Source organism: Paenibacillus woosongensis, from assembly GCF_009725165.1.
GTDB classification, from domain to species: domain Bacteria; phylum Bacillota; class Bacilli; order Paenibacillales; family Paenibacillaceae; genus Fontibacillus; species Fontibacillus woosongensis.
Genome location: NZ_WNZW01000008.1, coordinates 35,854 through 62,608 on the forward strand (window position 1 = coordinate 35,854; position 26,755 = coordinate 62,608).

At 52.4% G+C, this 26,755-nt stretch carries 24 protein-coding genes; 4 read left to right on the forward strand and 20 right to left on the reverse strand.

The window, feature by feature from the left end; genetic code table 11:
• Positions 1-10: 10 nt before the first annotated feature.
• The 5 genes from GNP95_RS17685 to mobA form a co-directional block, all read right to left on the reverse strand.
• A complete protein-coding gene (locus GNP95_RS17685; RefSeq protein ID WP_155612181.1) occupies positions 11-577 on the reverse strand; it encodes an ECF-type riboflavin transporter substrate-binding protein in 567 nt (188 codons plus the stop codon).
• Positions 578-742: 165 nt separating this feature from the next.
• Positions 743-1,771 carry a type 2 isopentenyl-diphosphate Delta-isomerase gene (fni, locus tag GNP95_RS17690; protein ID WP_155612182.1) on the reverse strand — a complete coding sequence of 343 codons (1,029 nt, stop codon included), beginning with the start codon at positions 1,769-1,771 and terminating at the stop codon, positions 743-745.
• A 56-nt stretch (positions 1,772-1,827) separates the two neighbouring features.
• A complete protein-coding gene (gene cls / locus GNP95_RS17695) occupies positions 1,828-3,336 on the reverse strand; it encodes a cardiolipin synthase (protein WP_155612183.1) in 1,509 nt (502 codons plus the stop codon).
• A 243-nt stretch (positions 3,337-3,579) separates the two neighbouring features.
• A complete protein-coding gene (locus tag GNP95_RS17700) occupies positions 3,580-4,275 on the reverse strand; it encodes a TorD/DmsD family molecular chaperone (protein ID WP_155612184.1) in 696 nt (231 codons plus the stop codon).
• A 214-nt stretch (positions 4,276-4,489) separates the two neighbouring features.
• Complete coding sequence (mobA, locus tag GNP95_RS17705; protein ID WP_155612185.1) at positions 4,490-5,143, reverse strand: molybdenum cofactor guanylyltransferase; 654 nt, start codon at positions 5,141-5,143, stop codon at positions 4,490-4,492.
• Between the two features lie 133 nt (positions 5,144-5,276).
• Between mobA and GNP95_RS17710 the strand changes: the two genes are divergently transcribed.
• Both GNP95_RS17710 and GNP95_RS17715 read left to right on the forward strand, forming a co-directional pair.
• Positions 5,277-6,521, forward strand: coding sequence for an MFS transporter (locus GNP95_RS17710; protein WP_230873894.1), 1,245 nt, complete (start codon positions 5,277-5,279; stop codon positions 6,519-6,521).
• 227 nt (positions 6,522-6,748) lie between these two features.
• Positions 6,749-7,726 (forward strand): LacI family DNA-binding transcriptional regulator, encoded by a 978-nt coding sequence (locus GNP95_RS17715; protein ID WP_330163489.1) that lies wholly within the window; start codon positions 6,749-6,751, stop codon positions 7,724-7,726.
• Positions 7,727-7,851: 125 nt separating this feature from the next.
• On the opposite strand, the gene GNP95_RS17720 is transcribed toward GNP95_RS17715, so the two are convergent.
• Both GNP95_RS17720 and GNP95_RS17725 read right to left on the reverse strand, forming a co-directional pair.
• On the reverse strand, positions 7,852-8,070 hold the full coding sequence (locus GNP95_RS17720) for a DUF378 domain-containing protein (protein WP_283926115.1): 219 nt from the start codon (positions 8,068-8,070) through the stop codon (positions 7,852-7,854).
• Positions 8,071-9,054: 984 nt separating this feature from the next.
• Positions 9,055-10,761: a glutamine--tRNA ligase/YqeY domain fusion protein gene (locus GNP95_RS17725; protein WP_413773759.1), complete on the reverse strand. Its 1,707-nt coding sequence runs from the start codon at positions 10,759-10,761 to the stop codon at positions 9,055-9,057.
• 271 nt (positions 10,762-11,032) lie between these two features.
• Here GNP95_RS17725 and GNP95_RS17730 point away from each other — a divergent pair, with 271 nt between their 5' ends.
• Positions 11,033-11,293 carry a DUF2164 domain-containing protein gene (locus tag GNP95_RS17730; RefSeq protein ID WP_155612189.1) on the forward strand — a complete coding sequence of 87 codons (261 nt, stop codon included), beginning with the start codon at positions 11,033-11,035 and terminating at the stop codon, positions 11,291-11,293.
• Between the two features lie 60 nt (positions 11,294-11,353).
• Here the strand turns inward: GNP95_RS17730 and GNP95_RS17735 are convergent, their stop codons facing one another.
• From GNP95_RS17735 to GNP95_RS17755, 5 genes are all read right to left on the reverse strand, one after another.
• Positions 11,354-11,890 (reverse strand): GNAT family N-acetyltransferase, encoded by a 537-nt coding sequence (locus GNP95_RS17735; RefSeq protein WP_155612190.1) that lies wholly within the window; start codon positions 11,888-11,890, stop codon positions 11,354-11,356.
• Between the two features lie 74 nt (positions 11,891-11,964).
• Complete coding sequence (locus tag GNP95_RS17740) at positions 11,965-13,185, reverse strand: MFS transporter (protein WP_155612191.1); 1,221 nt, start codon at positions 13,183-13,185, stop codon at positions 11,965-11,967.
• An 87-nt stretch (positions 13,186-13,272) separates the two neighbouring features.
• Entirely contained in the window at positions 13,273-15,360 is a 2,088-nt protein-coding gene (locus tag GNP95_RS17745) for a molybdopterin-containing oxidoreductase family protein (RefSeq protein WP_155612192.1), read from the reverse strand.
• A gap of 161 nt (positions 15,361-15,521) precedes the next feature.
• Positions 15,522-16,349 carry a formate/nitrite transporter family protein gene (locus GNP95_RS17750; protein WP_155612193.1) on the reverse strand — a complete coding sequence of 276 codons (828 nt, stop codon included), beginning with the start codon at positions 16,347-16,349 and terminating at the stop codon, positions 15,522-15,524.
• A gap of 189 nt (positions 16,350-16,538) precedes the next feature.
• Positions 16,539-17,900: an FAD-dependent oxidoreductase gene (locus tag GNP95_RS17755; RefSeq protein WP_155612194.1), complete on the reverse strand. Its 1,362-nt coding sequence runs from the start codon at positions 17,898-17,900 to the stop codon at positions 16,539-16,541.
• Positions 17,901-18,138: 238 nt separating this feature from the next.
• Here GNP95_RS17755 and GNP95_RS17760 point away from each other — a divergent pair, with 238 nt between their 5' ends.
• Entirely contained in the window at positions 18,139-18,771 is a 633-nt protein-coding gene (locus GNP95_RS17760; protein WP_155612195.1) for an SDR family oxidoreductase, read from the forward strand.
• A gap of 39 nt (positions 18,772-18,810) precedes the next feature.
• On the opposite strand, the gene GNP95_RS17765 is transcribed toward GNP95_RS17760, so the two are convergent.
• From GNP95_RS17765 to GNP95_RS17800, 8 genes are all read right to left on the reverse strand, one after another.
• Complete coding sequence (locus GNP95_RS17765; protein WP_155612196.1) at positions 18,811-19,623, reverse strand: hypothetical protein; 813 nt, start codon at positions 19,621-19,623, stop codon at positions 18,811-18,813.
• A gap of 45 nt (positions 19,624-19,668) precedes the next feature.
• Positions 19,669-20,529 carry an ABC transporter ATP-binding protein gene (locus GNP95_RS17770; protein ID WP_155612197.1) on the reverse strand — a complete coding sequence of 287 codons (861 nt, stop codon included), beginning with the start codon at positions 20,527-20,529 and terminating at the stop codon, positions 19,669-19,671.
• Between the two features lie 176 nt (positions 20,530-20,705).
• Positions 20,706-21,050: a DUF3243 domain-containing protein gene (locus tag GNP95_RS17775; RefSeq protein WP_155612198.1), complete on the reverse strand. Its 345-nt coding sequence runs from the start codon at positions 21,048-21,050 to the stop codon at positions 20,706-20,708.
• 96 nt (positions 21,051-21,146) lie between these two features.
• Positions 21,147-22,004: a M15 family metallopeptidase gene (locus GNP95_RS17780; RefSeq protein WP_330163491.1), complete on the reverse strand. Its 858-nt coding sequence runs from the start codon at positions 22,002-22,004 to the stop codon at positions 21,147-21,149.
• A gap of 110 nt (positions 22,005-22,114) precedes the next feature.
• Positions 22,115-23,515, reverse strand: a complete 1,401-nt coding sequence (locus GNP95_RS17785; protein WP_155612199.1) for a DEAD/DEAH box helicase — start codon at positions 23,513-23,515, stop codon at positions 22,115-22,117.
• 155 nt (positions 23,516-23,670) lie between these two features.
• Complete coding sequence (locus tag GNP95_RS17790; RefSeq protein ID WP_155612200.1) at positions 23,671-24,309, reverse strand: ThuA domain-containing protein; 639 nt, start codon at positions 24,307-24,309, stop codon at positions 23,671-23,673.
• Positions 24,310-24,357: 48 nt separating this feature from the next.
• Positions 24,358-25,191 (reverse strand): uroporphyrinogen-III synthase, encoded by an 834-nt coding sequence (locus tag GNP95_RS17795; RefSeq protein ID WP_330163492.1) that lies wholly within the window; start codon positions 25,189-25,191, stop codon positions 24,358-24,360.
• A 252-nt stretch (positions 25,192-25,443) separates the two neighbouring features.
• Positions 25,444-26,655 carry a methyl-accepting chemotaxis protein gene (locus tag GNP95_RS17800; protein WP_230873895.1) on the reverse strand — a complete coding sequence of 404 codons (1,212 nt, stop codon included), beginning with the start codon at positions 26,653-26,655 and terminating at the stop codon, positions 25,444-25,446.
• Positions 26,656-26,755: the final 100 nt, after the last annotated feature.

Below are 26,755 nucleotides of genomic sequence, written 5' to 3' on the forward strand. Positions count from 1 at the left end.
ACATAAACTCCTAACTGTCTGCGTCTATAGTCAGGTTCGCGTCATTCCGGTTGCGCTTCGCATAAGCCCATACGGCCGGAACGCCGAGAATGATGAAGACGGCTGTATTGGCAAGTCCGGCCGCAACTGCTTGGACGATAACCTTATCGCCAGGCTCACCCATGACAAAAATATCAAACAAATACGAGAAGGCCAAAGCTGCAAAAATACCGATAACGCCATACACAATAAACTGCACGATGTGCGTCTTCCTGATCTCCCCGTCCTGCGGATTGAAGCCTTTGGCCAGATAGATCAGACCCATGAAGGCCGCGGCAATTCCCGAGCCGAGAGCCCAGCCCCACCAGACGGTCCCGCTGGTAATAAAATCGTTGATAACATGTCCGAGAAAACCGGCAATGAAGCCGACGACCGGACCGAACAGCGCCCCGAAAATCGCCAGGAGAGCGATCGAAGGGCGCAGCTGCGTATCTGTGCCGATCGGAATGCCGATCCAGCTCGTTGCCCCGTAGAGAGCAGCACCGATTCCGATCGTAACGACCGTCCGGGTGCTCCACTTCCAAATGGATGGTTTCATCCTAAAATTCCCCCTTAACATTGAACTGGCCAGGCGCTATTTGGCGTTCCAAGCATCTCTTGGTGCCGTACCGGCAAAATAGCATCTGATTCAAATATAAGGGGGAACTTCTAGAAACGCAATATAATTCTCTGTAATTTCATCGGATTTATATGAAAAGTCTGTCTATTCCCGGCGTACCAGCCGCGCCGTGCCCTTCAGCGCCGCGATATTGCCGGCGCCGATACCGAACATGGCGGTGCGCAGCTCCAGCTCGACACGCTCCAATTGAGCGTCGAGCGCCTGCGCCGAATGCACCGCCGGTTCCAGCAGCGCCCGGCCGAACCCGGCCAGGTTAGCGCCAAGCGCCAGCGCCTTGGCGGCATCCACACCGGTGTTCAGGCCCCCGCTGCCGATCAGGGCGGCTTGCGGTACAGACGCCCGCACTTCGCGGATGCATTCGGCGGTGGGAATGCCCCAATCCGCGAATGCTTCCGCCGCGAGGCGCCGCACAGGGTCGGCGCTGCGGAACTTCTCAACCTGGCTCCAGGACGTACCGCCGGCGCCAGCTACATCGATGAACGCAGCGCCTGCCTCATGAAGCCGCTTCGCAGTCGCTCCATCGATCCCCCAGCCGACTTCCTTCACGCCGACCGGTATCGGCAGCTTTTTGCACAGCTCCTCAATCCGGGCCAGCACGCCGCGAAATGCCGTATTACCTTCCGGCTGGAAGATTTCCTGCAGCCCGTTCAAATGCAGCACGAGCATGTCCGCTCCGGCGATCTCTACCGCACGCATGCATTCATCCGGGCCGAAGCCGTAATTCAGCTGAACCGCGCCCAGGTTGGCAATAACCGGAATCGTCGGCGCTTTGGCGCGCACGGCAAACGTAGCCGCCAGTTCCTCGCGCTCGACCGCTGCACGGACCGAGCCTACGCCAAGAGCCCAGCCGCGATGCTCCGCGACCTCCGCCAGCCGCTCATTGATCACGCCAGCCAGTTCACTCCCCCCGGTCATCGAGCTGATCAGGAATGGCGTCCGGAGCGGGGCGCCCAGGAAGGATGTTTTCAAGCTAATCTCATCGAAATTCAGCTCGGGAAGCGCATTATGGCGGAAGATATACTTCTGAAACCCCGTCAGCACACCCTCGGCACCGACTTGCTCCTCCAGGCATATGCGGATGTGTTCACTTTTGCGTCCAGACGTATTTCCCATACTGCTCCTCCTTGTCATCGTTGTCTCTGCACAGCTCTTGTATAGTCAAAAGCATCTTATAACAGCGGCGAGAATAGCCGGGCTGCCGATTCCATGAACCGCACGAACAGCTTCTTCTCCATAAACGCTTTGTACTCGATTTGCTTCGTAAACAATAAATCACGCTCGAAATCCTTCACCATTTGCCCAATGCTGTCGGTTTGCACAAGCAGGGCATTCACCTCAAAGTTCAAATGAAAGCTGCGCATGTCCATATTGGCCGTGCCGACAGTAGCAATTTCCCCATCGACAATCAGCAGCTTCGAATGGAGAAAGCCTTTCTCATATTCGAAAATCTTCACTCCCGCCTCCAGCAGCTCAGGAAAATAAGAATGAGAGGCCAGGAACGGCAGCCATTTGTCCGGCTTGGCCGGAAATAGAATCCGTACGTCCAGGCCGGATAGACCAGCAATCTTAAGCGCCGTAAAAATATCATCATCCGGGATAAAATACGGCGTAGCCAGCCATATCGATTTCTTGGCTGAAGACATCATCGAGAAGAAGATGTTCTTCAGGGTCCGGCTCTCATTATCGGGCCCGCTAGGCACGATTTGCACGGCGCCTACGCAGCCTGTCTCCAGCTCTGGAGACAGGTACTGCAACGACATGATCTTTTCCCCGGTAACGTAGTTCCAGTCCTGGAGAAAAATAATCTGCAGCGAGCGAACCGCTTCCCCTTTGACGAGCATATGCGTGTCCCGCCAAAATCCGTACGTCTTGTTGCGGCTCAAGTATTCGTCCCCCACGTTCAAGCCGCCGATAAAGCCGGTCGTGCCGTCGATGACAACAATCTTCCGGTGATTGCGATAGTTGACCCGGCTGGACAGAGCCAGAAAACGGACTTGTCCATATATACCAACCTTGACTCCGGCATCCTCCAGCTCGCGGATAAACGATTTCGGCAGGCCGATACTGCCCACCGCATCGAACATGAACCGAACCTCGACCCCGGCTTTTGCCTTCTCAATCAGCGTCTTCTGGATTTCGCGCCCAATGTCGTCCGCCCGGTAAATATAATATTCCATATGTATATGATGCTCAGCCTTCTTCAGCTCCTTCAGGAGCGAAGAGAAGGTCTCTTCTCCGTTCGTCAGCACCTTCGTGCGGGTATACATGGAAAACGGCGTACGGGCCAGACGCTGAGACAGCTGAAGCAGCCGCTGCTCTTCCGGGGTAAACTGCGATAAATCGCGAGGCAGCATATAAGCATTATTATCGATGCGCTCGTAGTTTCTCCGATCCTCCTCGGCCTTCTTGTCGAAATTCCGGCGCTTGAAATAGTTCTGGCCAAACAGGAAATAAAATATGAGTCCGACAACCGGAAGCAGGCCAAGCACCAAAATCCAAGCCACGGTGCTCGAAGGGTTGCGATTTTCCATGAATATCGCGAAGCCGATCGTTATGACCGTCAAGGTTTGAAAAATACTGACCAGGGTACCCCCGAACTTCCCGAAGACGCCAAATCCAAAATAATAAAACGCGAAAAGTATGGCGGCAATCAATAAAATTTGCAATCCACGTCTCATGGTTGTCTCCTTTTCACAGTATGCTGCAGTGATTCTATTTTACATGATCCGCAACTTTCTTCCTAATACAATATTGAAGCCAGCTTCTATTATAGCGTAAACGACAGAACATAGGCATGCCTTGTCCGGGAGCGCCCCATACTCCATATTGAGGTCATACTAACAAAAAAGAGACGATTCGTCAGGCGGCTTGCATCCAGCACCGCCCTGACGGATCGTCCCTATTGTATAGCTCTGCGTGTATTAGCTTATGTGTGCTCTCCATTGACGAAGCTGATCTAAATCATCGGCCAGGAACTCTCGCAGCAGCTCGGCCAGACCGCTGTAAAGCGGACTTTTCGTAGCCCGGATCAGCTCCTCCGCCAGCCGCGGGGCCCATTTCAGCAAATGAACTTCCAGGAAACGAATCTGGGTATCTGCCATCTCCATGCAACTGTGGCGCATATGGCTCACGTCGGCCTTGCTGCGCATTCCTTCCGCCATCACCGCCATAAATTCCAGCTCCATGGCAATATGGTCGTCTCTCTCGCCGGTTAATTTATTAAACACTACGCCGCTATCGGCGTACATGGACCGAATATGGGAAATGCAAGCAGCGGCATTTGCCCCATCCCTTTTTGCCCGGAAAGTCCCTTCGCACGGAATCAGCATAGACTGATCCCCTAGAAAGAGCCGCCGATATTCCTCCGCCTCCTGGTGGCACGCGCTGCGAAAATGCCGTTCAGGAATGCTCTCCAAATAACTTTTCAGCCTCTTGCCGCCTCTGCTGTTTGGAATTCGATGCGTCAGTTCTGCCCGCTGCCGCCACTGGGCAATCAAGGACATACGCGGCGGACGGCTCAGAAAGTCCATCAGCAGCTCATATACCCAGCCACGGCGCTCCAACCAATCGTTTTGCTCCGGCGTTGCCTGAACAGGTTCTTTGAACAACATGGTCATATTGGTCATCTCCCTGCGAAGAAATATAAGACAAGTATAGGCCCGTAGGTTAAGGTTTATGCCTGACATCGTTGGAAAAAAAGATGATTTCCTTCTTGACTCGGAAATCATCCAAGCAGCATATACCGACACATGATTAAGGGGGTCATGTATCACTCACCTTCATTATATCCCATTAATGAAAACGCTTTATATGATATATTTTACATTTCGGTTAACAATTTCTCTGCCCCAAATTCTGCTGTTCGGCATATAGCTGAGCAGTCTTGTAATCCTCCGGCTGATTCATATTGAATACAGCCAGCTCTGCGGGCAGTCCGGAGGCCTGGCCCAGCTCCTCCCCGCTGATATATTTGGCCGGAAGGCTGGAAATCCAGTGGTTTACCCGAAGATGCCCCTCCCCAAGCGCCCGTTCTAGCTCAGGCAATACGCTGCGGCGATACATTGCCAGCAGCGGCTGCGCCCGGTCGCCTACATAGGGAATAACAGCCTCCATGGGCTCTCCATGTCCGCCCCGCCTCTGGTTCTCCAGCATCTGAGCCTGCTCGGCCATATAACGGAACAAAGCTGCATTTGCAAAGGGCATGTCACAGCTTACGACAAGACTCCACTTACGGGCCGATGCAGCAAGCCCGGCATGCAGCCCTGCCAGCGGCCCACAACCGGAATAGATGTCTTGCCGCAGTGGAAGGCCTAATTCGGCATAAAGAGCGGATGGACCGCAGGAAATAATGACCTCGTCAGTGGCCTTCTGCAGCTCACAAGCCAGCCGTTCAATGACTGGCTGACCATCTATCGGCAGTACCGCCTTATTCGTTCCCATGCGGCTCGACCTGCCGCCCGCTAAAATAATTCCAGTCCACTCCATCGGATTGTCTCCTTATGTTAAAGAAAGGTTATAATTAGTAATATTTCAGTCAATACGGAAAAAGATGGTTTGTAACCTTTTTCGTCCCTGTGTTACATTGAGAACGTAACCATTAATTATTAGTGAGCTATCGATGTTAAATCGATTTGGACAGAAGGGAATGGCGCGTTTGCGGAATTATACTGAGAATCCGTCAGATTCTTTACTGCCCTTGGGGCTGCTTAATTTTTTCATCTATGGGACTATGGTTATCTTTGCAGCCTTCTTCCAATTATATTTGCTGGACGTCGGCATGGACAAGCTGGAGATCGGCAGCCTAATGGCAATTGCCCCTCTGGTTTCCTTGATTGCCCATCCATTCTGGAGGTATTTGAGCGATCGCACCCAGAATATCCGCATCATCCTGCTAATTATGCTCACGGGCCTTCTTATAGCCGGTCATATGGTGTTCAAAGTGGACACTTATAATATGCTTTATTTTACGATGATTCTGCTGTATTTTTTTCAGAGCCCTCTATTATCGCAGAGCAACAGTCTCATTCTCGGATATATCGAAGGGACGGATTTAAAATTCAATACTTACCGGCTGTGGGGCTCATTAGGCTGGACCTTGCTCGCTTTGGGCTCAGGGGCAGTCATCGATCAGGTTGGGCACAACGGCATTTCGCTGCTGTTCAGCGTGACCCTAATGCTGGCGATCGGCTCATCGCTGATGCTCCCGTCCATTCGCAAGACGACTAACACGCCCTGGATAAGAGCACTTGAGATTACCCGGGTTCTGCAAAATAAATATTTTATCGCCTTCATTGTCTTCGGAGTCCTGGTCTCCATCCCTAATGCCATTAATACGATATTCATGCCGATATTCATGAATGATCTGGGCAGCACCAGACTGGAGGTTGGCGGCGCGGTGTTCCTGTCCACCCTATTTGAAGCAGGCACATTTACGCTGCTCCACCGCTATCTCAAACGCAGAATCACGTATTTAATGGCTTGTATCACGATCGTGAGCATTCTGTTTGCGCTGCGGTGGCAGTTGATGTCTGTAGCTTCCACGCCGCTGCAGATCATTTTTATCCAGGTGCTGCATGCCGTGACGTTCGGCGGCTTCTTTTATGTGGGCACCCGGCTGACCGCCCTGCTGCTGCCCCGTCCTCTCCGCTCCTCCGGGCAAGCGGTTTATGCGTTTGCGCTGAGCGGCCTAGCCTTCATACTTGCCGGCTTCCTCGGCGGATGGCTGTTCCAGAGCTTCGGAGCGGTGATTATGTACCGGTTTGGCGTTACGTTTACGATATTTGGTGCAGCAGGCTTTGCCGCGATGTGGTATCGCATCTACAAGGCTGGATATTCACCCATCCCATTATCCGAAGAACCTTAAATGAACTGTCGTGTCCGGTGCTCGAGCAAGAGCATCGGGCTTTTCTTCCAGTAGAACGTTATAAAAAAGGAAAACAACTCTCCGCCTCGTCACGCCCAGCTATAACTGGTTACGCCAAACAGCAAAAGCGTTGTTTTCCATGGTACTTCTTTATTCTAAACTATGAAATGCATTTCAGATCAACGATGATCGCATTAAAATTTTTGGATGGAAGGAGAGACATACGGGTGCCAAACATTAAGCAGATCGCCGAGGCTGCCGGAGTTTCTGTCAGCACGGTTTCCCGAGTCCTGAACAATCACCCCTATGTCCGGGAAGATAAGCGCAAGGCCGTCGAAGAGGCCGTTGAACGTCTGCAATATTCACGCAATATGAATGCCGTCCATCTGGTCAAAGGAGCGACGCAAACGATCGGTGTCGTTCTGCCCCAAATCAATAATGCCTATTTCGGCAGAGTCGTCGAAGGGATCGGCGAGCAGGCGCTGCAGGTCAATTACCAGTTGATGCTGTGCCAGACAGGCTATCGTACCCATGAGGAACGGAGGGCGCTGCACATGCTGAGGGATAAAATCGTGGATGGACTCATCATCGTCTCGCGTTCGCTCTCCCTGAATCAAATCGAGAAATATGCCAAATACGGCCCCATTACACTGTGCGAAGAAGTCCGCGGCCGCCCCTTATCCTGCGTTTATTTCGATCATTATGCCTCTTTCCAAAAGGCAATCATCTACCTGTGGAATAAAGGCCATCGCCGGATCGGCTACACGGTGAACCGCAGGAATAGTGCCAGCAGTACCACCCGCAATAAGGCATACCTGGACACGCTGGCTTCCCTTGGAGGCGAGAGCCGTGAAACCTGGATCTTCGACAACTGCTTGCATCTCGAGGATGGCGCCGGGCTGCTGACAAAAATCTTGGCCATGGACGACCCGCCGAGCGCTCTCCTGATCACCGGAGATCAGGTAGCCGCCGGATTGATGATCGCCGCCCAGAATCAAGGCGTGCGGATTCCCGACGATCTTGCCTTCATCGGCCTCGATAACCAGCCGATCTCCAAGCTGCTCGGCATCACCACGATCGATAACCGGCTGAACGAGATCGGCGCAGAGGCCTTCGGCATCAGCTATAGGCAAATTAGCAAACAGACCGACAGCACGATCATCCAGGAGCTTGGCTTCAAAATCGTCGAACGGTCCAGCGTTTAGATTAATTGGCGGCATTACAAAACAAGCTGCCCCTCGAAGGATCATCTGCTGATGAATGGGGGCAGCTTGTTTGCGTAAACAATAAATCCAGTCAACCTGTTGTCCCGGACAGATTCTGCTCCTGTTTAACGGGTAGCCCTGTTGTTATCCACGGCTGTGCTGCCAAAAAACTTGATGCAGTACAGAGCAGAAATGCCTACAATCGCATAAATGATGCGGGCCGCTGCGCTGCCTTGCCCGCCGAAGATCGAGGCTACCAAATCATACTGGAACAACCCGACCAGCAGCCAGTTAATGCCGCCGATAATTAGCAGTGTAAGAGCAATCGTATCTAATGTTTTCACCTTAAATCCTCCTATGGGAAATCAAATTTAGATTATGTTTTGTTATGTTATACTATTTCCTAAAATTACGGCTTTTAAAAACACATTTTAAAAATATTCGCAGCTCTGATAAAAATGTCACTTATAACGAGAGCATCAAAACGGAAACCAGTGAATACAGCAGATACGCAACGGACATGAGATCCGCTATTTCCTCATTTTTGCTATTTTCGACGGGCTAACGGACACAGAATCAGCTATTCCCCCGTAATTTACAATATTTCAGGGTCTTTGTACCGAATAACGGAACTAGGGTCCGTTGGCAGTCATTTTTGGGGATTTTTACATGAATAGAGGACGGAGGGTCCGTTAAATTTTACAAAGTATGTGAGTAACCGTTACTTCACTGTCCCCTTTAGTACTACTTCCCAATGTTACTTGTTGCTCCCGTGGTACTTGCCTGCTCCCCGTGGAACTTCTTTCTGCCCCTAACGCTACCCTTACACTGCTTATACATTACTTCTATAAAACTGCTACATTGCTTCTACATGCTTCTACATGCTTCTACATGCTTCTAGATGCTTCTACAGTACTGCTACATCGCTACTACACTACTACTTAAAACTACTGTCTTACTTTGCTCCCCCTACTCTGGCCATCACCTTGCATTGCTGCCCTCACCACCGGCTAGCACAGCTATGTCACTGTCACTGCCACTGAAGCTGTCACTGTCATTGTCATTATAACTGTCGCTACCACCACATATTACCGCTGCCACTACCACGATCACCAACACTGCCCACCATTGCACCACCACTTTCACGACCATATTCTCCCCATGGTCCACAGCTTTCAAGAGCTCATTCCCCTCGCTTTCTTTAGCTATACTGCAGCCGCCATCGCACAACACATGGCAACACACGGCCTTGCTGAACGCAAAATACCCCGCATTAAGCAACGCTTAATGCGGGGTATTCATATATACAGATACGCAGTAAATGCTGGTTACTTTTTATCCGGCAGCTGGAAGGAACTCTTCAGAGATACGACCAGGTTAAAGACCGGACGGCCCGGCGCCGAATACTTGGAATCGACGTTGAAGTAGCCGTGGCGGAAAAACTGGAATTTATCCTGCGGCTTCACATCCTTCAAGCCCGGCTCCACAAAACCTTGAACGACCTTCAAAGAGTTCGGGTTAAGGTAGTCCATGAAGGTCTTTTCTTCGCCGCCTTCTTCATCGTCGAGCTGAACCCCTTCCTCCACCTGAGCATCCTGGATCAGCGGCTCATATAGCCTGAATTCGGCTGGCACCGCCTGCGATGCCTCGACCCAATGGATCGTACCCTTCACCTTGCGGCCGGTAAACCCGCTGCCGCTCTTCGTTTCCGGATCGTAAGTGCAGTGGATCTCCACTACATTGCCTTCTTCATCCTTGATCACTTCATTGCATTTGATGAAATAAGCATGCTTCAAACGCACCTCATTGCCCGGGAACAAGCGGAAATACTTGCTTGGCGGGTTCTCCATGAAGTCCTCGCGCTCAATATAAATTTCCCGGGAGAACGGGATTTGGCGATGGCCCATTTCCGGGTTCTCACTGTTGTTCTCGGCTTCGAGCAATTCGGTTTGCCCTTCCGGGTAGTTCGTGATCACGACTTTAAGCGGGTCAAGGACAGCCATCGTTCTTGGCGCCTTCAGCTTCAAATCCTCGCGGATGAAATGATCCAGCATCTTCAGATCAATTTCCCCGTACGCCTTGGATATGCCTGCTTCGAACACGAAAGCCTTGATCGCTTCCGGCGTTACGCCGCGGCGGCGCAAGCCGGATATCGTCGGCATTCTCGGGTCGTCCCAGCCGTCCACGATGCCTTCGTCAACCAGCAGCTTCAGCTTCCGCTTGCTCGTTACGGTCTGGGTTAGATTCAAGCGCCCGAATTCATACTGGCGGGGAACACTTGGCATCTCCGTCTCCTCGATGACCCAATCATAGAACGGACGCTGATCTTCAAATTCTGTCGTGCAGAGCGAGTGCGTGATGCCCTCGATCGCATCCTCCAGCGGATGGGCGTAGGTATACATCGGATAGATACACCACTTGTCTCCCGTGTTGTGATGAGAAGCATGGAGAATGCGGTAAATGACCGGATCCCGCAGGTTAATGTTCGGCGATGCCATGTCAATTTTGGCGCGCAGCACCTTCTCGCCGTCCTTGAATTCCCCGGCACGCATCCGGGCGAACAGATCGAGGTTCTCCTCCACGGAACGGTCGCGATACGGGCTATTCTGACCTGGCTCGGTCAACGTTCCGCGGGTCGCTCGAATCTCGTCGGGGCTTTGATCGTCAACATAGGCTTTACCCTTCTTGATTAGCACGATCGCCCGCTCATACATCTCTTCGAAATAATCCGAGGCAAAATGCAGCTCTTCCCAATCAAAGCCAAGCCATTTCACGTCTTCCTTGATCGAGTTGACGTACTCCACGTCCTCCTTGACGGGGTTTGTATCGTCAAAGCGCAGATGGGTGCGGCCGCCGAATTCATCAGCAATCGTAAAGTTAATCCAGATCGCTTTGGCATGCCCGATATGCAAATAACCGTTTGGCTCCGGCGGAAAGCGCGTGACGATCTCCTTCACTTTGCCGCTTTTCAGATCCTCGGTAATAATGTTCTTAATAAAGTTAGGAGGTGTACTGTTGCTGCTGTTATGCTCCACGGATATCAACCTTTCCTTATATGATAAACCTCGTTCTGATCCGATTTTTCTTCTTTTAAATATACCGATAACTCCGCAATAGTTCAATGGCATAGGCGCAGCCCGGCGCTTTTGTTATGATATAAGGAAGTATAGACCTTCGTAGCTCACGCATCCTTATATCACAAGGGTAATCCCGATAATCGAGGTCAAGGCTTTCTGAAAAGTACGTCGATAGACGTGTTTTCATCTAAATGAAGTCATCAATTCATACGAAAGGACGTCATCAAATATGGCCATCAGCCCATTGAAGCTGCCTAGAGAGCAGCGCGAACAAATGATATCGCTCATTCAGGAATATTTCGAGGTGGAACGGGGCGAACAAATCGGCGATTTGGCCGCAGACGGCATGCTGGAGTTTTTTCTGAAGCAAATCGGTCCTTATGTATACAATCAGGCACTAAGCGACTCCCGCCAGCTTGTGAATGAACGAATGGCATCGCTGGAAGAAGATATCTATGCGCTTGAGCTGAGACCCGGACGAGTCAGATAACGCCAGGGACAAGCCTATCTAAACATCAGCTGCCTGACATAGACCTCCGGCACGGGATGGCTATTTGCCATCACTTGCTGGAGGAATAACCGGGCACCACATTAAAATATCGTCCACATATTCCCCTTCGATGCAATATTCCGCAATCAGCCTGCCCTGCATCATAAACCCGCAGCTTTCATAAAAGGCAACAGCGCAAGGATTCGTGCTGAGCGCGCGCAGGGAGAGCTTGCGGATGCCCTCTTCCGCGGCCAGCTCCTTCATTGCCGCCATTAGACTGCTTCCAATTCCGAGCCGCCGGTAAGCCGGATGAATCGCCACATGAATTTCATACACATGGCGATGGCATGGCATCGCCGTCGGTGCGGCAAAACCCAAATATCCGCACACCCGCTCACCGATTACAGCTACGAGCTGGCCGCCTGGCGGGCAGTTCCGCAAATATTGCTCCCGGGACGCCCATTTGATAGGAGAGGGGCTGGTCCGGCTGGTCCAGACCAACGCGTCAATCTCCATTAATTGAACTGCGTCCCGCAGCTCCGATCGCCTGATCCAGATGCTGAACTTCCGAGGCACATCCGTTTCATCGCCATGCATGACGCCATCCCTTTCCATCGTTCCTAATAATGATGTACTACCATTATACCACTATAGGGAATTTGCTATAAATCTCATACCGCACGCTCTGGGACAGCATTTGCCCGGTTCATCCGGGAATGGGTGAAGAAGAAGCTGATGGATAACACCGCAGTCCCGGCAGCCAGCCAAGCGACCGGCGGAAGACCGCCGCCATCATACATCGAGCCCATAATATACGGGCCGATCACTCTTCCTGCAGCTCCCAGACCGCCTACAAGCCCGATATAGAACGGCGCCTCCTTGCCGCACCGCTCGGCTATAAACGAAGGGATCGCGGGAGAAATCAGCATCTCTCCGAGCGTGGCCAGCACCATCGCCAGCACCATGCCCGGATAATTGTTCATGATGACAATGACGATGTAGGCCGACAAGTAGAACATCGCGCTAATCGTCATCTGAGCATTCTCCGTACGGGCAAACATTCGCTTGATCGCCCCCGTCACCGGCTGAGCGACGAAGATCAATATACCGTTCAGTGTCCACAAATAGCCATAAGCCGTTTTGGACATCCCTTCCGAAATGATATACGGCGATACCCCAGTGTTCCATATCGAATTGCCGAACCAGAGGAATAGCGAGCCGATCCCCATGTAGAGATAAATCCGCGTATTTCCAAGCAGCATCCCCATTCCCTTGCCTTCGGGCGGAGTACCTTTCTTCATCTGTACTGCGGATTCAGAGCCAATGCCGTCAATCCGCGATAGATACGAGAAGAAGAACAACGCGAAGCCCGCTGAGGTTACTCCGTTCATGATAAAGCTCAAATGATACGAAAATTCGGCCAGAAATCCGCTCAGCGCCGTACCTACGGCTACTCCAATATTGTTGGCCACATAAATGACATTAAACAGCTCTCCGCGCCGGTCGGCAAACCGGAAGCCGACAAACGCCTGGATTGCCGGAAGCGACACGGCATTGCAGAAGCCGATGAAGCCCATCATCGTCACAAAAAACAGCCAGTAGCTGCTGATAAAAGGCAATGTAAACAATCCGAGCGCATTTAGAATCAGGGAGCCGACGATCAATCTTTTAACGCCGATTCTGTGATACAGCCCGCCTCCAAGGAGCTGTCCGGCGATGCCGCCGACGGATTGGATCAGAATGACAAAGCCGGCGTCCGCCATGCTGCGGCCCAGCTCATCAAACACATACATCGACACGAGCGGCCACATGAGCGACCCGCCTGCGGAATTGACAAGACTGGCGACTAGAAAACCTCTCACTTCTTTAGGATACTGCTCCAAAAATTTCAACGTTATCGCCCACCATCTGCATGAAGAGGAAAAAGCCCTTGCGGGCTTTTCCTATACACAAAAATAATTATCTAGTATCGCGCAATCTTATTGATTCGGCAAGCACTTCCGTTGACGCTTTACCTCGACAACAGTCGAGAAGAAAGTCGCCCCATTCCCCATATCGGCAAGGCGTTCAGGAGTAAGTGCATTCGCACGCTGGCGCTTGCCATCCTGCTCCCACCACAGTCCCTGGCTGACAACGGTGCCCGGCAGCATTTTATCCGTTATCGCCGCCGTAACCTCGAACTGCCCGCGATCGTTCCACACGAGAACCGCATCCCCGTCGGATATTCCCCGCACCATCGCATCCTCCGGATGAATTTGCAGTGTCGGCTCCTTCTCCAGAGCTGCCAGCTTCTCCACATTGGCGAAGGTGGAGTTAAGAAAGCTGTGGTTCGGCGGCGAAATGAACATGAGCGGATAGCGGGAGCCTGTGCCCGGCCGCCGTTCGCCGTCATAACCTTCCACGAGCGGAACATAAGTGGGCAGCGGCGGAAGTCCGGCCTCGGCCATGCGCTGCGAATACAGTTCAATTTTGCCGGAAGGGGTCGGAGGCGCCGTGAAATAACGGCTCTGATATTCCATATTCAGCTTCAGGTAGCGATGCTCCTTCAACCCATCCAGCGTAATATGCTCGATATGCGGATTTGCCGGGTGATCCAGAGCCTGGCGAATCATATCCTCTTCCGTATCTTGGAAGGCCTCCTCCGTGAACCCCATTGCCTGCGCAAGCAGCTTGAATACCTCCATATTGCTCTTGCTCTCCCCCTGCGGGGGAATAACCGGCTCCTGAAGCTGGATGTAGTGATGCCAGTAGGACCGGTATAGGTCCGTATTCTCGAAGGTTGATGTTGCCGGTAAGATAATATCCGCATATTTGGCCGTATCAGTCATGAACAGATCATGTACGACCGTGAACAAATCCTCGCGCAGCAAGCCTTGCTCCACCTTGTCTGTATCAGGGGCTACGACAGCCGGATTCGCGCAGTAGACGAACATTCCCCGGATCGGGGGATTCAGGGACAGCAGCGCCTCGCCAAGCTGATTCATGCTGACAATCCGGGCATCGGGATTCGCCCGGAGGTCGGAACGCTCCAATGCCATTCCATTGAATTTGGAATAATCGCCGTTCGCTTTAGTGGCGCCGCCTCCCTCGACGAGCCACTGCCCAGTCAGCGCTGGAAGGCAGACGATCGTCCGGATGTTCATGCCGCCGTTGTCGTGATGCTGCAGTCCGTTGCCGATTTGTATAAACGCCGGGGATGTTTCACCGTACATTTTGGCTAGCTTGACGATATCATCCGCCGGGACCCCGGTAATGGCCGCCACCTTGTCCGGCGTATACTGCTTCACATGCTCGCGCAGCTCTTGATGGCCGATAGTATATTTCTCGAGGAACTCCTCATTCACCAGGCCGCAGTCGAAGAGGACATGCATCAAACCGAGCGCCAGAGCCGCGTCCGTTCCCGGATGAAGCGGAATGAACCAGTCCGCCCGGTCGCCAGTCCGATTCCGGTGCACATCGATAACGACGAGCTTCGCCCCTTGCTTGCGCGCCTTTTCTATGATGGACCATGCGTGCATATTCGTGCTGATCGTGTTCTGTCCCCATACAATGAACAGCTTGGCCTTGGCGGTCTCCTCCGGACTCTTCCCCCCCATGAATCCCATCGTATACTTCCAGCCTACGTTGCCGGCAGCATTGCAAATCCCTTGATCCAGCCGGGTCGAGCCAATCCTGTGAAAGAAACGGCGGTCCATGCCATCCACGCTCAGCGCTCCCATATTGCCATAGAAGCTGTAAGGCATAATGCTCTCCGAGCCGTAATCGCGAATCAACTCCGTAAATCGCCCGGCAATTTCGCCAATGGCTTCGTCCCAAGTCATTCGCTCAAATTTTCCTTCGCCCTTGGCTCCCGTCCGCCGCAGCGGGTAGAGAATGCGTTCCGGATGATATATACGCTCCGTCATGTTGCGGACTTTATTGCAGATGGCGCCTTTCGTGACCGGATGCGCGGGATTCCCCGTCACCTTTACGATTTTTCCGTCTTCCTTATGCAGTAACAGGCCGCAGGTATCCGGACAATCCAATGGACACACAGCCGGAAATATTCCGTTTTCCTCTCGGACCATGTAAACACATCCCCTATTCTCATGTCTTCCTTTTGTAATCATCTTAGGAAAAAGACGGGGCCCTGTCTACTGGAACCTGAAATCAGCCGGATTGGCGACATGCCTAAAAAAATCAGCCTGTTGCATGATCAACAGGCTGATTCGCTTCATAAGCTGTTAAATTATGCGTGCTTGCTTACGGGAATGGATGCAAGCTCGGGCTGCTGCACAGCTTTTGTTTTTCTGTCCTTTAAATAAGCCGTCCAATATGCGCCTGCGACAAACAAAGCGCCGCCGGTTAAATTGCCTAGCCAGACAGGCACGAAATTTCGGACATAATCTCCCCAAGAGTAATAACCCTCAAATATCGCTGCGGGGATAAGGAACATGTTAGCGACAACGTGCTGGAAGCCGATGGCGACAAAGGCCATCGTCGGGAACCAGATGCCGAGGATTTTGCCGCTCATATTATCGGCGCCGTAGGACAGCCACACGGCAAGCGCAACAAGCCAGTTGCAGCCGATTCCGGATACGAAGGCCTGCAGAAAGCTGTCATCCAGCTTATGCCCGGCCATCGCGATCAATTTATCAAGATAAGGACCGCTGGCCGTCAGTCCGACGACATGCCCGAAGAAATATGCTACAAAGACGGCGCCGAGAAAGTTGGCGACCGTGATGAGCATGATATTCTTCAGCATTTCTAGCGTCGTAATGCGCCCCGCCATCCGTGCGAGCGGCACGGCCATCATGTTGCCTGTCAGCAGCTCGCCGCCAGCAAGCAGGACGAGAATCAAGCCGATCGGGAACACGGCAGCACCGATGAAATTGACGATGCTTCCCCATTCCTGCGGCGCATTGCTGATTACCCGTATATCGAGCAGAAATCCAAGCGCGATAAACGCTCCGCCGAGAAATCCTAATATCATTACAGTCAGCAGCGGATTACGCGCCTTCTGGACTCCCGTATCCACGGTTATTTCCGCGATTTGCGGCGGTTTGTAATAAGCCATGGTTATCATCTCCTCTTGAACTGAGCCATTATCTCTACTGTATCCTCATTGTATCGTGCTTTGGCGCGCCGGCAATGTAACATTAGTCACGTTGGTTATGAAAGAAGCCACCGCACAGGAGAACGTCTCTCCCGGCAGTGGCTGTATGCTTGACAAGAATAATCTGAGCAGTGATTTCTGATCCAGAGGCTACACTTGAACAATTTCCTGTGCCGGCACTTCAGGGAGCACTTGCAATCCGGCACTGTTCAAGAAATTCCATGGCTTGTTAAAATGAGGCTGGAAGAAGAAATCGACGAATGCGAGCTCTTCCATTTTCATATCGTTCTGGATGCAGACTGAAATGGTATTGATCGCTTGCGTCAAATCCACCTTGGACATGATTTGCGCGCCCAGAATGCGATTTGTTCCTTGCTCGTATACGAGCTTCAGCGTAACCTTCTCATGAGTCGGCATGAATTCCGGACGGTAGCTGTCGGTCACCAGTACCGAGTCCGCTTCAAGCCCGGCTTCTCTGGCTGCCGATTCCGTCAGCCCGGTTGCCGCAATATTGTTCTCATAAATCTTGATGCCCGAGGTCCCCTGGGTACCTAGGTATTTCACTGTCGGGGTCAACAAATTGCGTGCGGCTAATGTTCCCATGCGCACGGCGTTCGTCGCAAGCGGAATATAGGCATGGCTTTTTAACGGATTATAATATACCGCGCAGCTGTCGCCTGCCGCAAACACATCGCTTTTGCTCGTCCGCATATACTCGTCAACGATAATTGCCCCGTTATCCAGCATATCGACTTGACCTTTCAGCAGCTCCGTATTCGGCTTGAAGCCGATGCAGAGAATCACGACGTCTGCAGCATACCGGCCATGATTGGTGATTACCGCATTCACCTTGCCTTCCTCGCCTTCAAAGCGCACGACCTTCTCGCCAAGCGCCAGGGCAATCCCGCGTTCACGCAGGGTATCTTCAATGACGTCCGTGTATTCTGCGTCAAGATATTTGCTCAGGATCCGCTCTTCCGCATCGATCAGCGTCACGTTTTTGCCGTTCATTTGGAAGGCTTCGACCAGTTCAATGCCAATGTAACCTGCACCGACGACGACAATATTTTGCGCTTCCTTACCTTTCTCGATAATCAGGTTGGAATGATTGAAGTTTTTGGACAGAATAATGTTATCCAGCTCGATCCCTGGGAATCGGGGTACGACAGGCCAGGAACCCGTAGTTACGATCAGTTTATCGAAATGATCCGCAAACTCCTCCCCAGTCTGCAAATTCCGTGCCGTAAGCTGCTTCCGGTCTGTATCCACAGCGGTCACTTCGTGAAGCATTTTTGTCTTTACGCCAAGCTCCGCAAGCTGCTCGGGCGAAGAATAGAATAATCCCTGAGGGTCCTTCACTACGCCGCCGACATATAAAGCTATTCCGCACGACAGGAAGGAAATATTGTCATTGCGCTCATATACGGTAATCTCCGCCTCTGGATATAATTTTGCTGTATTTACAATGGCTGCCGTCCCTGCATGCGTACATCCAATAACTGCTACTCTCATGATTACTTCCTCCTTATGATGGCCCGATGTTATATATTGTTCAAAAATCGGGATGTTTATTGTGAAATATATCACTTGAGAAAATAAAATATTGTGAAATCATTCACCTTGTAACTCTTATTATAGTGTGATCTTTTTCACAATGCAAGGGGTTATGAACATTTTTTTAAGGGTAATGATAAATACCCCTGTTAACTGGGGGTATTGCCAATATCATCTAGATACCGGAGGACTGCCCATGTATACCGTCTTTGTAGCGGGAGCGCACGGAAGAACAGGTCGTCACATCGTTAAAGCGCTTCTCAGAGAAAATTATGAAGTTAGGGGTCTGGTTCGCAATGAATCACAGCGGGATCACTTGCAGGAATGGGGGGCAAAGCCGTACATCGGGGATTTGAGAACTGTGTTCTCGGAAGGGATTGATGGGGCGGACGCCGTCATTTGCGCGGTCGGCGCGGGAGATAAGGGAGACCCTGAGGAAATTGACCATCTCGGAACCGTTCGATTGATCGAGCAGTCCGCCATGCTGGGTGTTAAACGCTTCATTCTAATCAGCTCGATGGGGACACTGGAGCCGGAACGTATGCCGAAAATTTTGAAGCCATATTTATTAGCCAAACGCCGGGCCGAAAAAGTACTGGAAGAAAGCACGTTGTGCCATACCATTATACGTCCAGGAGGTCTGACCGATGATTTGCCTATAGGCAAAGTATCGATCCGCGATGGGTTCACCTATTCGGGATTTATCTCACGAAACGATGTGGCCGAGGCGGCGGTTCTTGCCTTAAAGCTGCCTGAGACGGAGCATGCCGCCTTCAATTTAATTGCAGGGGAGACCCCGCTAGTCCAAGCTTTGCAGTCGCTAAAGTAATCGCTAATCACTCACAAAAGCCGCCCTAGCCAGGGCGGCTTATTTCTTGCTGGATTCCATTTGCCTCTGCATCAGCTGGCTCCGCTTCTCTTCCCTCTGCTGCTTGGTCAGCTTAGGGCAAGTGTAACAATAGCCTAAATCAGTTTTCGTACGGTAAGCCAGACAGCAGGTGGGCTTCAAGGGCATCATCTCGCCAGGCGTATAAGGATTATCTACCAGGATTTCCTTGACCGCAAACGGATTGCGTTTGACACCAAACCACTCCGCGGACATTTCCTTGACAGATTCATGGTCCGCCCATAGCCGCTCACGCTGCTCCGCAGTGTCCAGCCTACTCGCTAATTGCTTGATATAATAAGCAATTCCGAGCGGCAGCTGTCCCCAGAGCTGCGTAACCGGCAGCTTGGACAAGCCGGCTACCGATTCCATCACCGGCCGCAGGGTCTCCAGGTAGAAGCTGCCTAACCGCTGCTCCTGCCAGCCGTTAGCCTCGCCTTCCGGCCGCACGGACTCTGTATCGTCCCGCAGCACGAAGAAGATCGTTGGAAATTGCTGAACCCGAACGATCTGCAGCGTCAAATTGTCCAATCGGAAATTTAACTGCGAGCCCGTCAATGACGCCATATAATGCAGCGCTGTGCAAAGAACCCGCCAGCTTGCCGCGAAATACGTCGCCGCAACCTGAATATCAAGCCCTTTAATCTCGGATTGGTATAAAGTCAAAAACTGCTCGGCCCGCTGCCGATCCAGAAGTTCTCTTCCCTCAACCGTATAAATGGCCTGCTCTCTGCAGCTGCGAACCACGTAACAATGCTGTTCTAAGAATTGATAATCGATAGCCAACCGCTGCATATGATCCCCCTGCTTCACTCTAAGCTTCTTGAACGTCCCGGCAAATTAACGAAGTGCAGCTACCTTGTCGCCGACACCCGTAAGCACGCTGTTCTTCGGAAGCTGTCCCTTGCTCTCCGCTACGCGATACAGCTCATACGGAAGGCACAGCGGTACCCCGCTCCGCGGATCGGTCACAATATCCGCCTCAATACCGAATACTTCGCGCAGGACGGAAGAGGTAACCACTTCGGCTGGTGCTCCTTCGGCGATGGCTTGCCCTTTCTTAATAGCGATCATATGGTGGGCATACCTCGCGGCATGGTTCAAGTCATGCACGACCATGACGATGGTGCGGCTGGATTCCGCATTCAGGTGCTCCAGCAGCTGCAGCACCTCCAACTGGTGCGCCATATCCAGGAAAGTCGTCGGCTCATCCAGAAATAGAATGTCCGTCTCCTGTGCCAGCGCCATGGCGATCCAGGCCCGCTGCCGCTGTCCCCCGGACAGCTGCTCAAGCGCCCGGTCCGCAAATTCATTCATTCCAGTGGCATCGATCGCCCAATCGACGATTTTCCGGTCCTCGGACTTCAGGCTCCCGAAACCCTTCTGATGCGGAAAGCGGCCGTACGATACAAGCTCATAGACCGTAAGCCCGTCGGGTGCAGTCGGATTCTGAGGCAGAATGGCCAGCTGCTTGGCCACTTCTCGGGTCGATTGCTTATGAATGGATTTTCCGTTCAACAGAACCGTTCCGGATTTAGGCTGCAGGATGCGCGCCATCGTTTTGAGTACTGTAGATTTCCCTGAACCGTTCGCCCCGACAAGGGCGGTTATTTTCCCTTTAGGAATGCTGATATTCAAGTCTTCTACAATGAGACGGTCTCCATAAGCGATATTTAAGTGGGATGTATTTAATCCGATCATCATGATCTCCCTTTCCGCAACACGACATATTGATTATATATGAACACAACACGACCAATATCTAACAAAAAGTCCTCTGTTCTAAAGATACTGATAATCATTATCAGTTGTCAATAGAAAAAGGTGATTTCCATAAGGAAACCACCCTTCATTTAAGCTCAGTCCATCTTATTGCGTCATGGCGTCGTTCTAACAAGCCTAACCAGGATATGGGCCAAAGCATGGCGATGCTCCTGCTCCCCGGCTTTCCACAGCTCTTGCAGCAGCTTCTCCTCCCGGTTGCGCGGCTCCTCGTTAGCAGCCAGGTAATCGCCGATCTTCTCCGCCGCCTTCGCCATCATCTCTTCGCTAAGCCCTATGCTTTGAGCTACCTCGATCCGCCCGCCCAAATAACGTTTGAAGGCATCAAAATTTTCGAGGATATCCTCCTTACGTTCCCCATCCATACGCCTAAGCGCATCATCCACTTTATTCAGCGCCATCTCGCCTTCTTTGTTGACTACATGATTATGCTCGGACATTCCCTACGCCTCCTTAAAGTTTAGTTGGAGTTCGTAACTACATAACCCGGTTGGCAGCGAGATGAATCATAAATTCCGGTCGGCAAAAGCTTAGCTTTAAGGAGTTCCGGATACCGGAACAGCATCATAATATTCCTCCAAGGTAATGTCCCGTTCAAAAATATCCGCGGCGATTTCCTTGCCGACATAGCGTAGATGCCAAGGCTCATACTTATAGCCTGTAATAGCTTCTTTCCCCTCGGGATAACGAATGATAAAGCCGTATTCCGCGGAGTGCTGGGCAAGCCACTCGGCCTCCTTCGTTCCTCCAAAGCAATCCTCCGCAGCACACTTCCCGTCGCTCGCCGAGATGTCGATCGCAAGCCCGGTCTCATGCTCGCTATGACCTGGGACCGCGCTGTATGTCTTGGCCTTCTCTTCTCCGTCTCTCGCTACATAACGATTGAACAAAGACGTTTGCGTACTGTGAGACCGGTAGGCTGATACGCCAGCCAAATAAATGCCGTCCCGCTCGGCCCCGGCGAACATTTCCTCCAGCGCCTTGGCAGCCTCGCTGCGCATCATCCGCTTCTCAATCTTCTCCTTGAACGTAAACCGTACATCCGGATAGACCAGATCGGACGGCTCATAATCTTCAGGTAAAGCCAGCTCTTTATTAACAAGCACGGCAATACTGTGAGGATCGGCGGCAGCCGCCTTGTCGGCCGCTGAGGAGCCTTTCTGCGGATTGTTAGCCGCTGGCGCCTGCTCCGAGTCCGGACCGGCACCCTGACCAGAGCTTTCCCTAGCAGCATTGCCCTGCCCTTCGTTCCCATTTGACGGGTTAGCTTCCGGTTGGGACACTGCGGCCGAATTATCCGGCTGCGGTGGCGTATTCTCCTTACCGCAAGCCGTTATGGCGACCGCAGCCAGTATACAAATCAACAAGACCGATAGGATCCTTCTGTCCTTCACTTTGCCCTCTCCCCCTAACCTCTTCCCCTCAAGGACGAGGCATTATTTCTATATATTTAAAACGTATTTTAGCCACACTATGTTGCGTTTCAATTTCAAACCGGCTGTATTTACCGCCCCCGGCGCCCTCCCCGTTCCGATCTGCCGCGCCGGCCGCCGCCGTCGCTGCGGGAGGCGTGTCCGCTTTTCGCATTAGATGGCTTGGTTCCCCTAGCCTGGCTCGACCGGGTGGATTGACGTTCACGGCCGCCCTTCCCGCTGCCTTGGCCGCGGCGCACTTCGCCTGCTCTTCCTCCAGCCGGCTTCCTGCCCTCAGGCCGTCTCCCTTTTCCGGCGGAGTCCTTGGATTCCCGTTTGCCTGCTGTATCCCTGCTCACAGAGGCTGCCGTTTCGCTCTTCTCCTGGCGGCGCCGCTCCAGCTTCATCGCTATGCCCCGTTCAATATGGCGCAGCGCATCGATATCCCGCGGAGAAGCAAAGGTTATCGCAACCCCTTTCCCGCCAGCCCGGCCCGTACGGCCGATCCGGTGTATGTAGCTGTCCACATCCTGGGGAATATCATAATTAAACACATGGGTTACTCCTTCAACATCGATGCCTCTGGCCGCTACATCGGTAGCAACGAGCAGCTCCAGCTTCGCATCGCGGAATGCGCGCATCACCTGCTCCCGCTTGGATTGGGATAAATCCCCGTGCAGCTCGTCAGAGGCAAACCCGGCCTCCTGCAAAGCCTCGTTCAGCTTGCTCGCCCGCCGCTTCGTCCGGCAGAAGATAACCGCCAAATAAGGGCGATGGGTGCGGATGAGTTCGATCAAGGCCCCCTGTTTGCCACGATCCGTGCATTCCACAAGAATTTGACGGATGTTATCCAGCGTGACGCGGGAGGTCTCCGCGATGCGGATATCTCGTGGCCGGTCCATGTATGACCGGGCAAGCCGCTTGACATTGTCCGGCATCGTCGCGGAGAACAGCATGGTCTGGCGGTTTTTCGGAACCATATGAATAATCGCCTCTACTTCGGCCAGGAAGCCCATATGCAGCATCTGGTCCGCTTCATCGAGCACGAGCATACGTACAGCACCCAGCGTTAGCGAGCCGCGGCGCAAATGATCCAGCAGCCGGCCCGGTGTACCGATGACCAGTTGTGTGCCATTGTGCAATTTGCGAAGCTGCCGCTCCACATCTTGCCCTCCATAAGCAGCGAGAATCGATATCCCCTCGCGGGAAGCAGCCAGCTTGCGAGCCTCCGCCGTAATTTGGATGGCTAATTCCCGGGTTGGCGTGATGATCAGCGCCTGCGGGTCAGGGCGATCCGCCTTCAGCTTGTCCATGATTGGCAGCAGGAATGCCAGCGTCTTCCCTGTTCCCGTCTGGGCCTGGACGATCGCGTCCTCCCCTGCTAGCAGCACAGGAATAGCCTCCTCCTGTACTGGTGTCGGAGTGCTGATGCCATGATGTTGTAGCGTTCGAATAAGCTCAGGCGAAATGCCCCATTGATCGAAAGTCGTCAAATATATCCACCTCGTTGTTTAGTATCCTGCTTTGTTTCAGGTTTTCCCTGCTTTAAAAAAGGCCGAACCCGCATCCAATCAGCGTTCCGGCCTTTTGTAGAAGGTTGCTTTGGTTCCGTGATACAACGCGGAATGAAGCCGCGCTTCAAATCCGTTTAGCCCGGCGATCTTGCCGCCCACTTCGCGGCCTGCAGCACGAGCTTGCGATACTCCGGATGCTGGAACACAGCCTGATCGCGTCCTGGAAGAAGATAGACTACGCGGCCGAGCCCGTAGCTATGCGCCCAAGCCGCAGGATGCCATTCTCCATTCATCTCGTATTCCAGCAAAATCGTCGTTTCGCAAAACGGATCAAATTCGAACCGGTATGGCTCGTCCTCGATTTCAAAGGGCGAAATGTCAAGCATAATATCATGATCCGGCGCTGTCACGCGCATCTGCAATTTCTGCAAGGAAGGATGCGATACGTTTCGGGCGCCAATGAGCTGGGCAATCTCGTATTTCTTTTGCAAAACAATGCCGTTATGAAGAACTAACAGTCCGCGCCCGCCGCTAATGCAGGACAGAAGACCTGAGGTCTGCTTGGAGGACAGCCTCTCCCTCCAGCTGTCGTGATAGGAAATGCAGAGGTCGAAAGACTGTAAATTGCTTTCCTCAAGCATATGATTGTTCTCAGTACATTGTACTGAAAAGCTATCATTCAAAATATGGGTTATCTCCCGATCAACCCCTTGCAGGGGATAAAATTTAGGATGAGTATAATCACCAATCAGCAGCGCTCTCTTCTTATTCATGAATTGCTCCTCCTGTCCGTAAAGTCCCCATCCCCGGCAGGGCAGGGCTTATTTGCCAGCCAGCAGGGGATCGCTTTCGCCGGCGAAATAACGCGCTAGTTCAACAATCATGCTCCCCATTCGTTCTTCCTTTGGAGCGACTACGCGGGGAATTCCCGCTTCATACAGTCCCTGAGCGGTTACTTTGCCCACGGCAACGGCGATTACCGGCCCGCGCAGCGCAGAGATCAGCTCGTCGAAGCGGCCTTGCTTCTCCGCATATTCCAGCAGAAACCTTACTTGCGGACTGCTTGTAAAGGATACGGCATCAACTTTCCCCTCTACAATATCCAGCAATAAGCGGTTTAAGTCTTCCTCCGGGGGAGCAATATGACGATAAGGCAATATTTCCGTGCAGACCGCCCCCTGCCGCTCAAGCCATTCCACCAGCTTTGGCGCACGGTCGCCGTATAACTGCAGCAATACCGTAGCACCCTTCAATTCATATGCGGCCAGCTCACGGATCAGTCCATCCGTACTGCCGTCATCGTCGCGGACAAGAGGCGTCAACTGGCGCTTCTTCAAAACATTCGCCGTCTTATACCCCCGCGCGGCGATGCGCGAATTAGAGAGATTGGCCAGCAATACCTCCAGCAGCCCCATCTCCTCGGCCATCTCGAACAGAGCATTAAGCCCAATTCCCGTGGTAAAAATAGACCAGTCCGGAGGTTGGCTCACCCACGTCCGAATCCCCTGCCGCAGTTTCTCATCTTCCAAAAACACAGTCCCCTGCGCTGGTCGGTACAACGGAATTCCGCCCATATTCTCGATCAGCTTGCCTAGCTCCTCCGCACGGCGAGGCCCAGTCAGCGCAATTCGCTTGCCTTCTAATCTTCTAGCCACTTCTCTACCCCCGTATTCAGCTATCATTGCCAGCAGCTTCGTTTAACATAAGCTTAAACGACACAGGGGGTTAAGTAAATCGTTCTATTGCATCTTTCTCGTTAGAATGAATTCCGGCCGTTGCATTTATGCATCCAACTTTAGAATCAGGAACACCTGGAAAAAATCCCCCTTAAATGCGAAAATGCCGCCTAGCCATCGTTTAACCGACGGCGAGGCAGCATTCCATTGTTCTGGCATGCCTAATTCTATTTAGGATTTCCGCAATCTAAACTTGCCTGACATCTCTTCCAGCTGCCCCGCAATCGAAGACAACTGGGTCGTGGAGGACGCGATCTCCTGAATTGAAGCGAGCTGCTCCTCGGCGGCTGCGGAAATCGCCCCGACATTGTCCGCACCTTCTTCTGTAATGTTGCGGATTTCGGAGATAATCTGCGACACTTTCCCGGCTCCCTGCGTCAATTCGCGGGCCGAGCCGGATACCTCTTCGATTTTGGCTGCTGCTCCGCGGACGGCTCTACGGATGCGCGAGAAGCTGCGGCCGGATATATCGACGGCAACAATTCCTTCCTCTACGCCCTTTTTCGCATTCTCCATCGATTCCAGCGCCCGCTGTACCTCCGTTTGAACACCGTCAATAAGCTCCTCGATCTGATGGGCGTAGCTCTCAGAGCCTTCGGCAAGCTTCCGGACTTCCGAAGCAACAACAGCAAAACCGCGCCCTTCCTCCCCGGCTCTTGCTGCTTCAATCGATGCGTTCAAGGCAAGCAGATTGGTCTGCTGGGCGATTCCTGTAATGACACCGACAATCCCGCCGATATTCTCGGTATGCTCGTTCAAGGTTTGAATGACCCCGCCGAGCTCATCGACCGTTTGATGAATATACTCGATTTTTTCAACGACGCTGAGAACAGACGTATTTCCTTCTTCAGCCACGGCTGTAGTCTGCTCCATCGTCTCGCTGACCTCTTGAATATGGCCCGAGATCGCCGCGGCCTGCCGTGAAATATCCTCGACACCTTCTACCCCGCGAATCATATTATGCGTTTGGCGTTCGCTGCCAGAGGCCACTTCCTGTATAGCCTGAGTTACATGCTCGATTGCTCGGGTCGTCTGGTCTGCGCTTGCCGACAGCTGGTTCGCCGACAAGCTGACCTGATTGGACGCTTGCTGCATCTCCGCCAGCATAACATTCCATTGATCGACCGCTTCCTGCAGCCGCTTGGCCACTATGCCGATCTCATCATTACGCTCGGCTCCGCTGACCCGCTCCGACAAATCGCCTCCGCTGATTTTCTGAATAGATGCACTTAAGCGTTGAAGCGGACCTGTTATGCTTCGAATCAATAGCGCAGACACCAACAAAGCAAACACAACAGACACTACAGCCACGATCCATTTCATGGACTCGTCCAGCAGCAGCAGTAACACCACAGGAACGGCGGCAATCAACAGACTAGCCATAAATAATGAAAACGTTACGCGTTTCTTCATTCACTTCAGTTCCTTTCCTTCATAGATTTGACCCTAACCTGTTTTGCTTGTATATGTAATATTTATATTG

Excerpts from the sequence above, each read along its gene's own strand:
- GNP95_RS17760 (WP_155612195.1), top strand. The coding sequence starts at position 18,139 with ATGTATACCGTCTTTGTAGCGGGAGCGCACGGAAGAACAGGTCGTCAC.
- GNP95_RS17770 (WP_155612197.1), bottom strand. The coding sequence starts at position 20,529 with ATGATCGGATTAAATACATCCCACTTAAATATCGCTTATGGAGACCGT.
- GNP95_RS17745 (WP_155612192.1), bottom strand. The coding sequence starts at position 15,360 with ATGGTCCGAGAGGAAAACGGAATATTTCCGGCTGTGTGTCCATTGGAT.
- GNP95_RS17735 (WP_155612190.1), bottom strand. The coding sequence starts at position 11,890 with ATGCATGGCGATGAAACGGATGTGCCTCGGAAGTTCAGCATCTGGATC.
- GNP95_RS17755 (WP_155612194.1), bottom strand. The coding sequence starts at position 17,900 with ATGAGAGTAGCAGTTATTGGATGTACGCATGCAGGGACGGCAGCCATT.
- GNP95_RS17750 (WP_155612193.1), bottom strand. The coding sequence starts at position 16,349 with ATGGCTTATTACAAACCGCCGCAAATCGCGGAAATAACCGTGGATACG.
- GNP95_RS17730 (WP_155612189.1), top strand. The coding sequence starts at position 11,033 with ATGGCCATCAGCCCATTGAAGCTGCCTAGAGAGCAGCGCGAACAAATG.
- GNP95_RS17775 (WP_155612198.1), bottom strand. The coding sequence starts at position 21,050 with ATGTCCGAGCATAATCATGTAGTCAACAAAGAAGGCGAGATGGCGCTG.
- GNP95_RS17765 (WP_155612196.1), bottom strand. The coding sequence starts at position 19,623 with ATGCAGCGGTTGGCTATCGATTATCAATTCTTAGAACAGCATTGTTAC.
- cls (WP_155612183.1), bottom strand. The coding sequence starts at position 3,336 with ATGAGACGTGGATTGCAAATTTTATTGATTGCCGCCATACTTTTCGCG.
- fni (WP_155612182.1), bottom strand. The coding sequence starts at position 1,771 with ATGGGAAATACGTCTGGACGCAAAAGTGAACACATCCGCATATGCCTG.
- GNP95_RS17700 (WP_155612184.1), bottom strand. The coding sequence starts at position 4,275 with ATGACCATGTTGTTCAAAGAACCTGTTCAGGCAACGCCGGAGCAAAAC.
- GNP95_RS17685 (WP_155612181.1), bottom strand. The coding sequence starts at position 577 with ATGAAACCATCCATTTGGAAGTGGAGCACCCGGACGGTCGTTACGATC.
- GNP95_RS17790 (WP_155612200.1), bottom strand. The coding sequence starts at position 24,309 with ATGAATAAGAAGAGAGCGCTGCTGATTGGTGATTATACTCATCCTAAA.
- mobA (WP_155612185.1), bottom strand. The coding sequence starts at position 5,143 with ATGGAGTGGACTGGAATTATTTTAGCGGGCGGCAGGTCGAGCCGCATG.
- GNP95_RS17710 (WP_230873894.1), top strand. The coding sequence starts at position 5,277 with ATGTTAAATCGATTTGGACAGAAGGGAATGGCGCGTTTGCGGAATTAT.
- GNP95_RS17800 (WP_230873895.1), bottom strand. The coding sequence starts at position 26,655 with ATGGCTAGTCTGTTGATTGCCGCCGTTCCTGTGGTGTTACTGCTGCTG.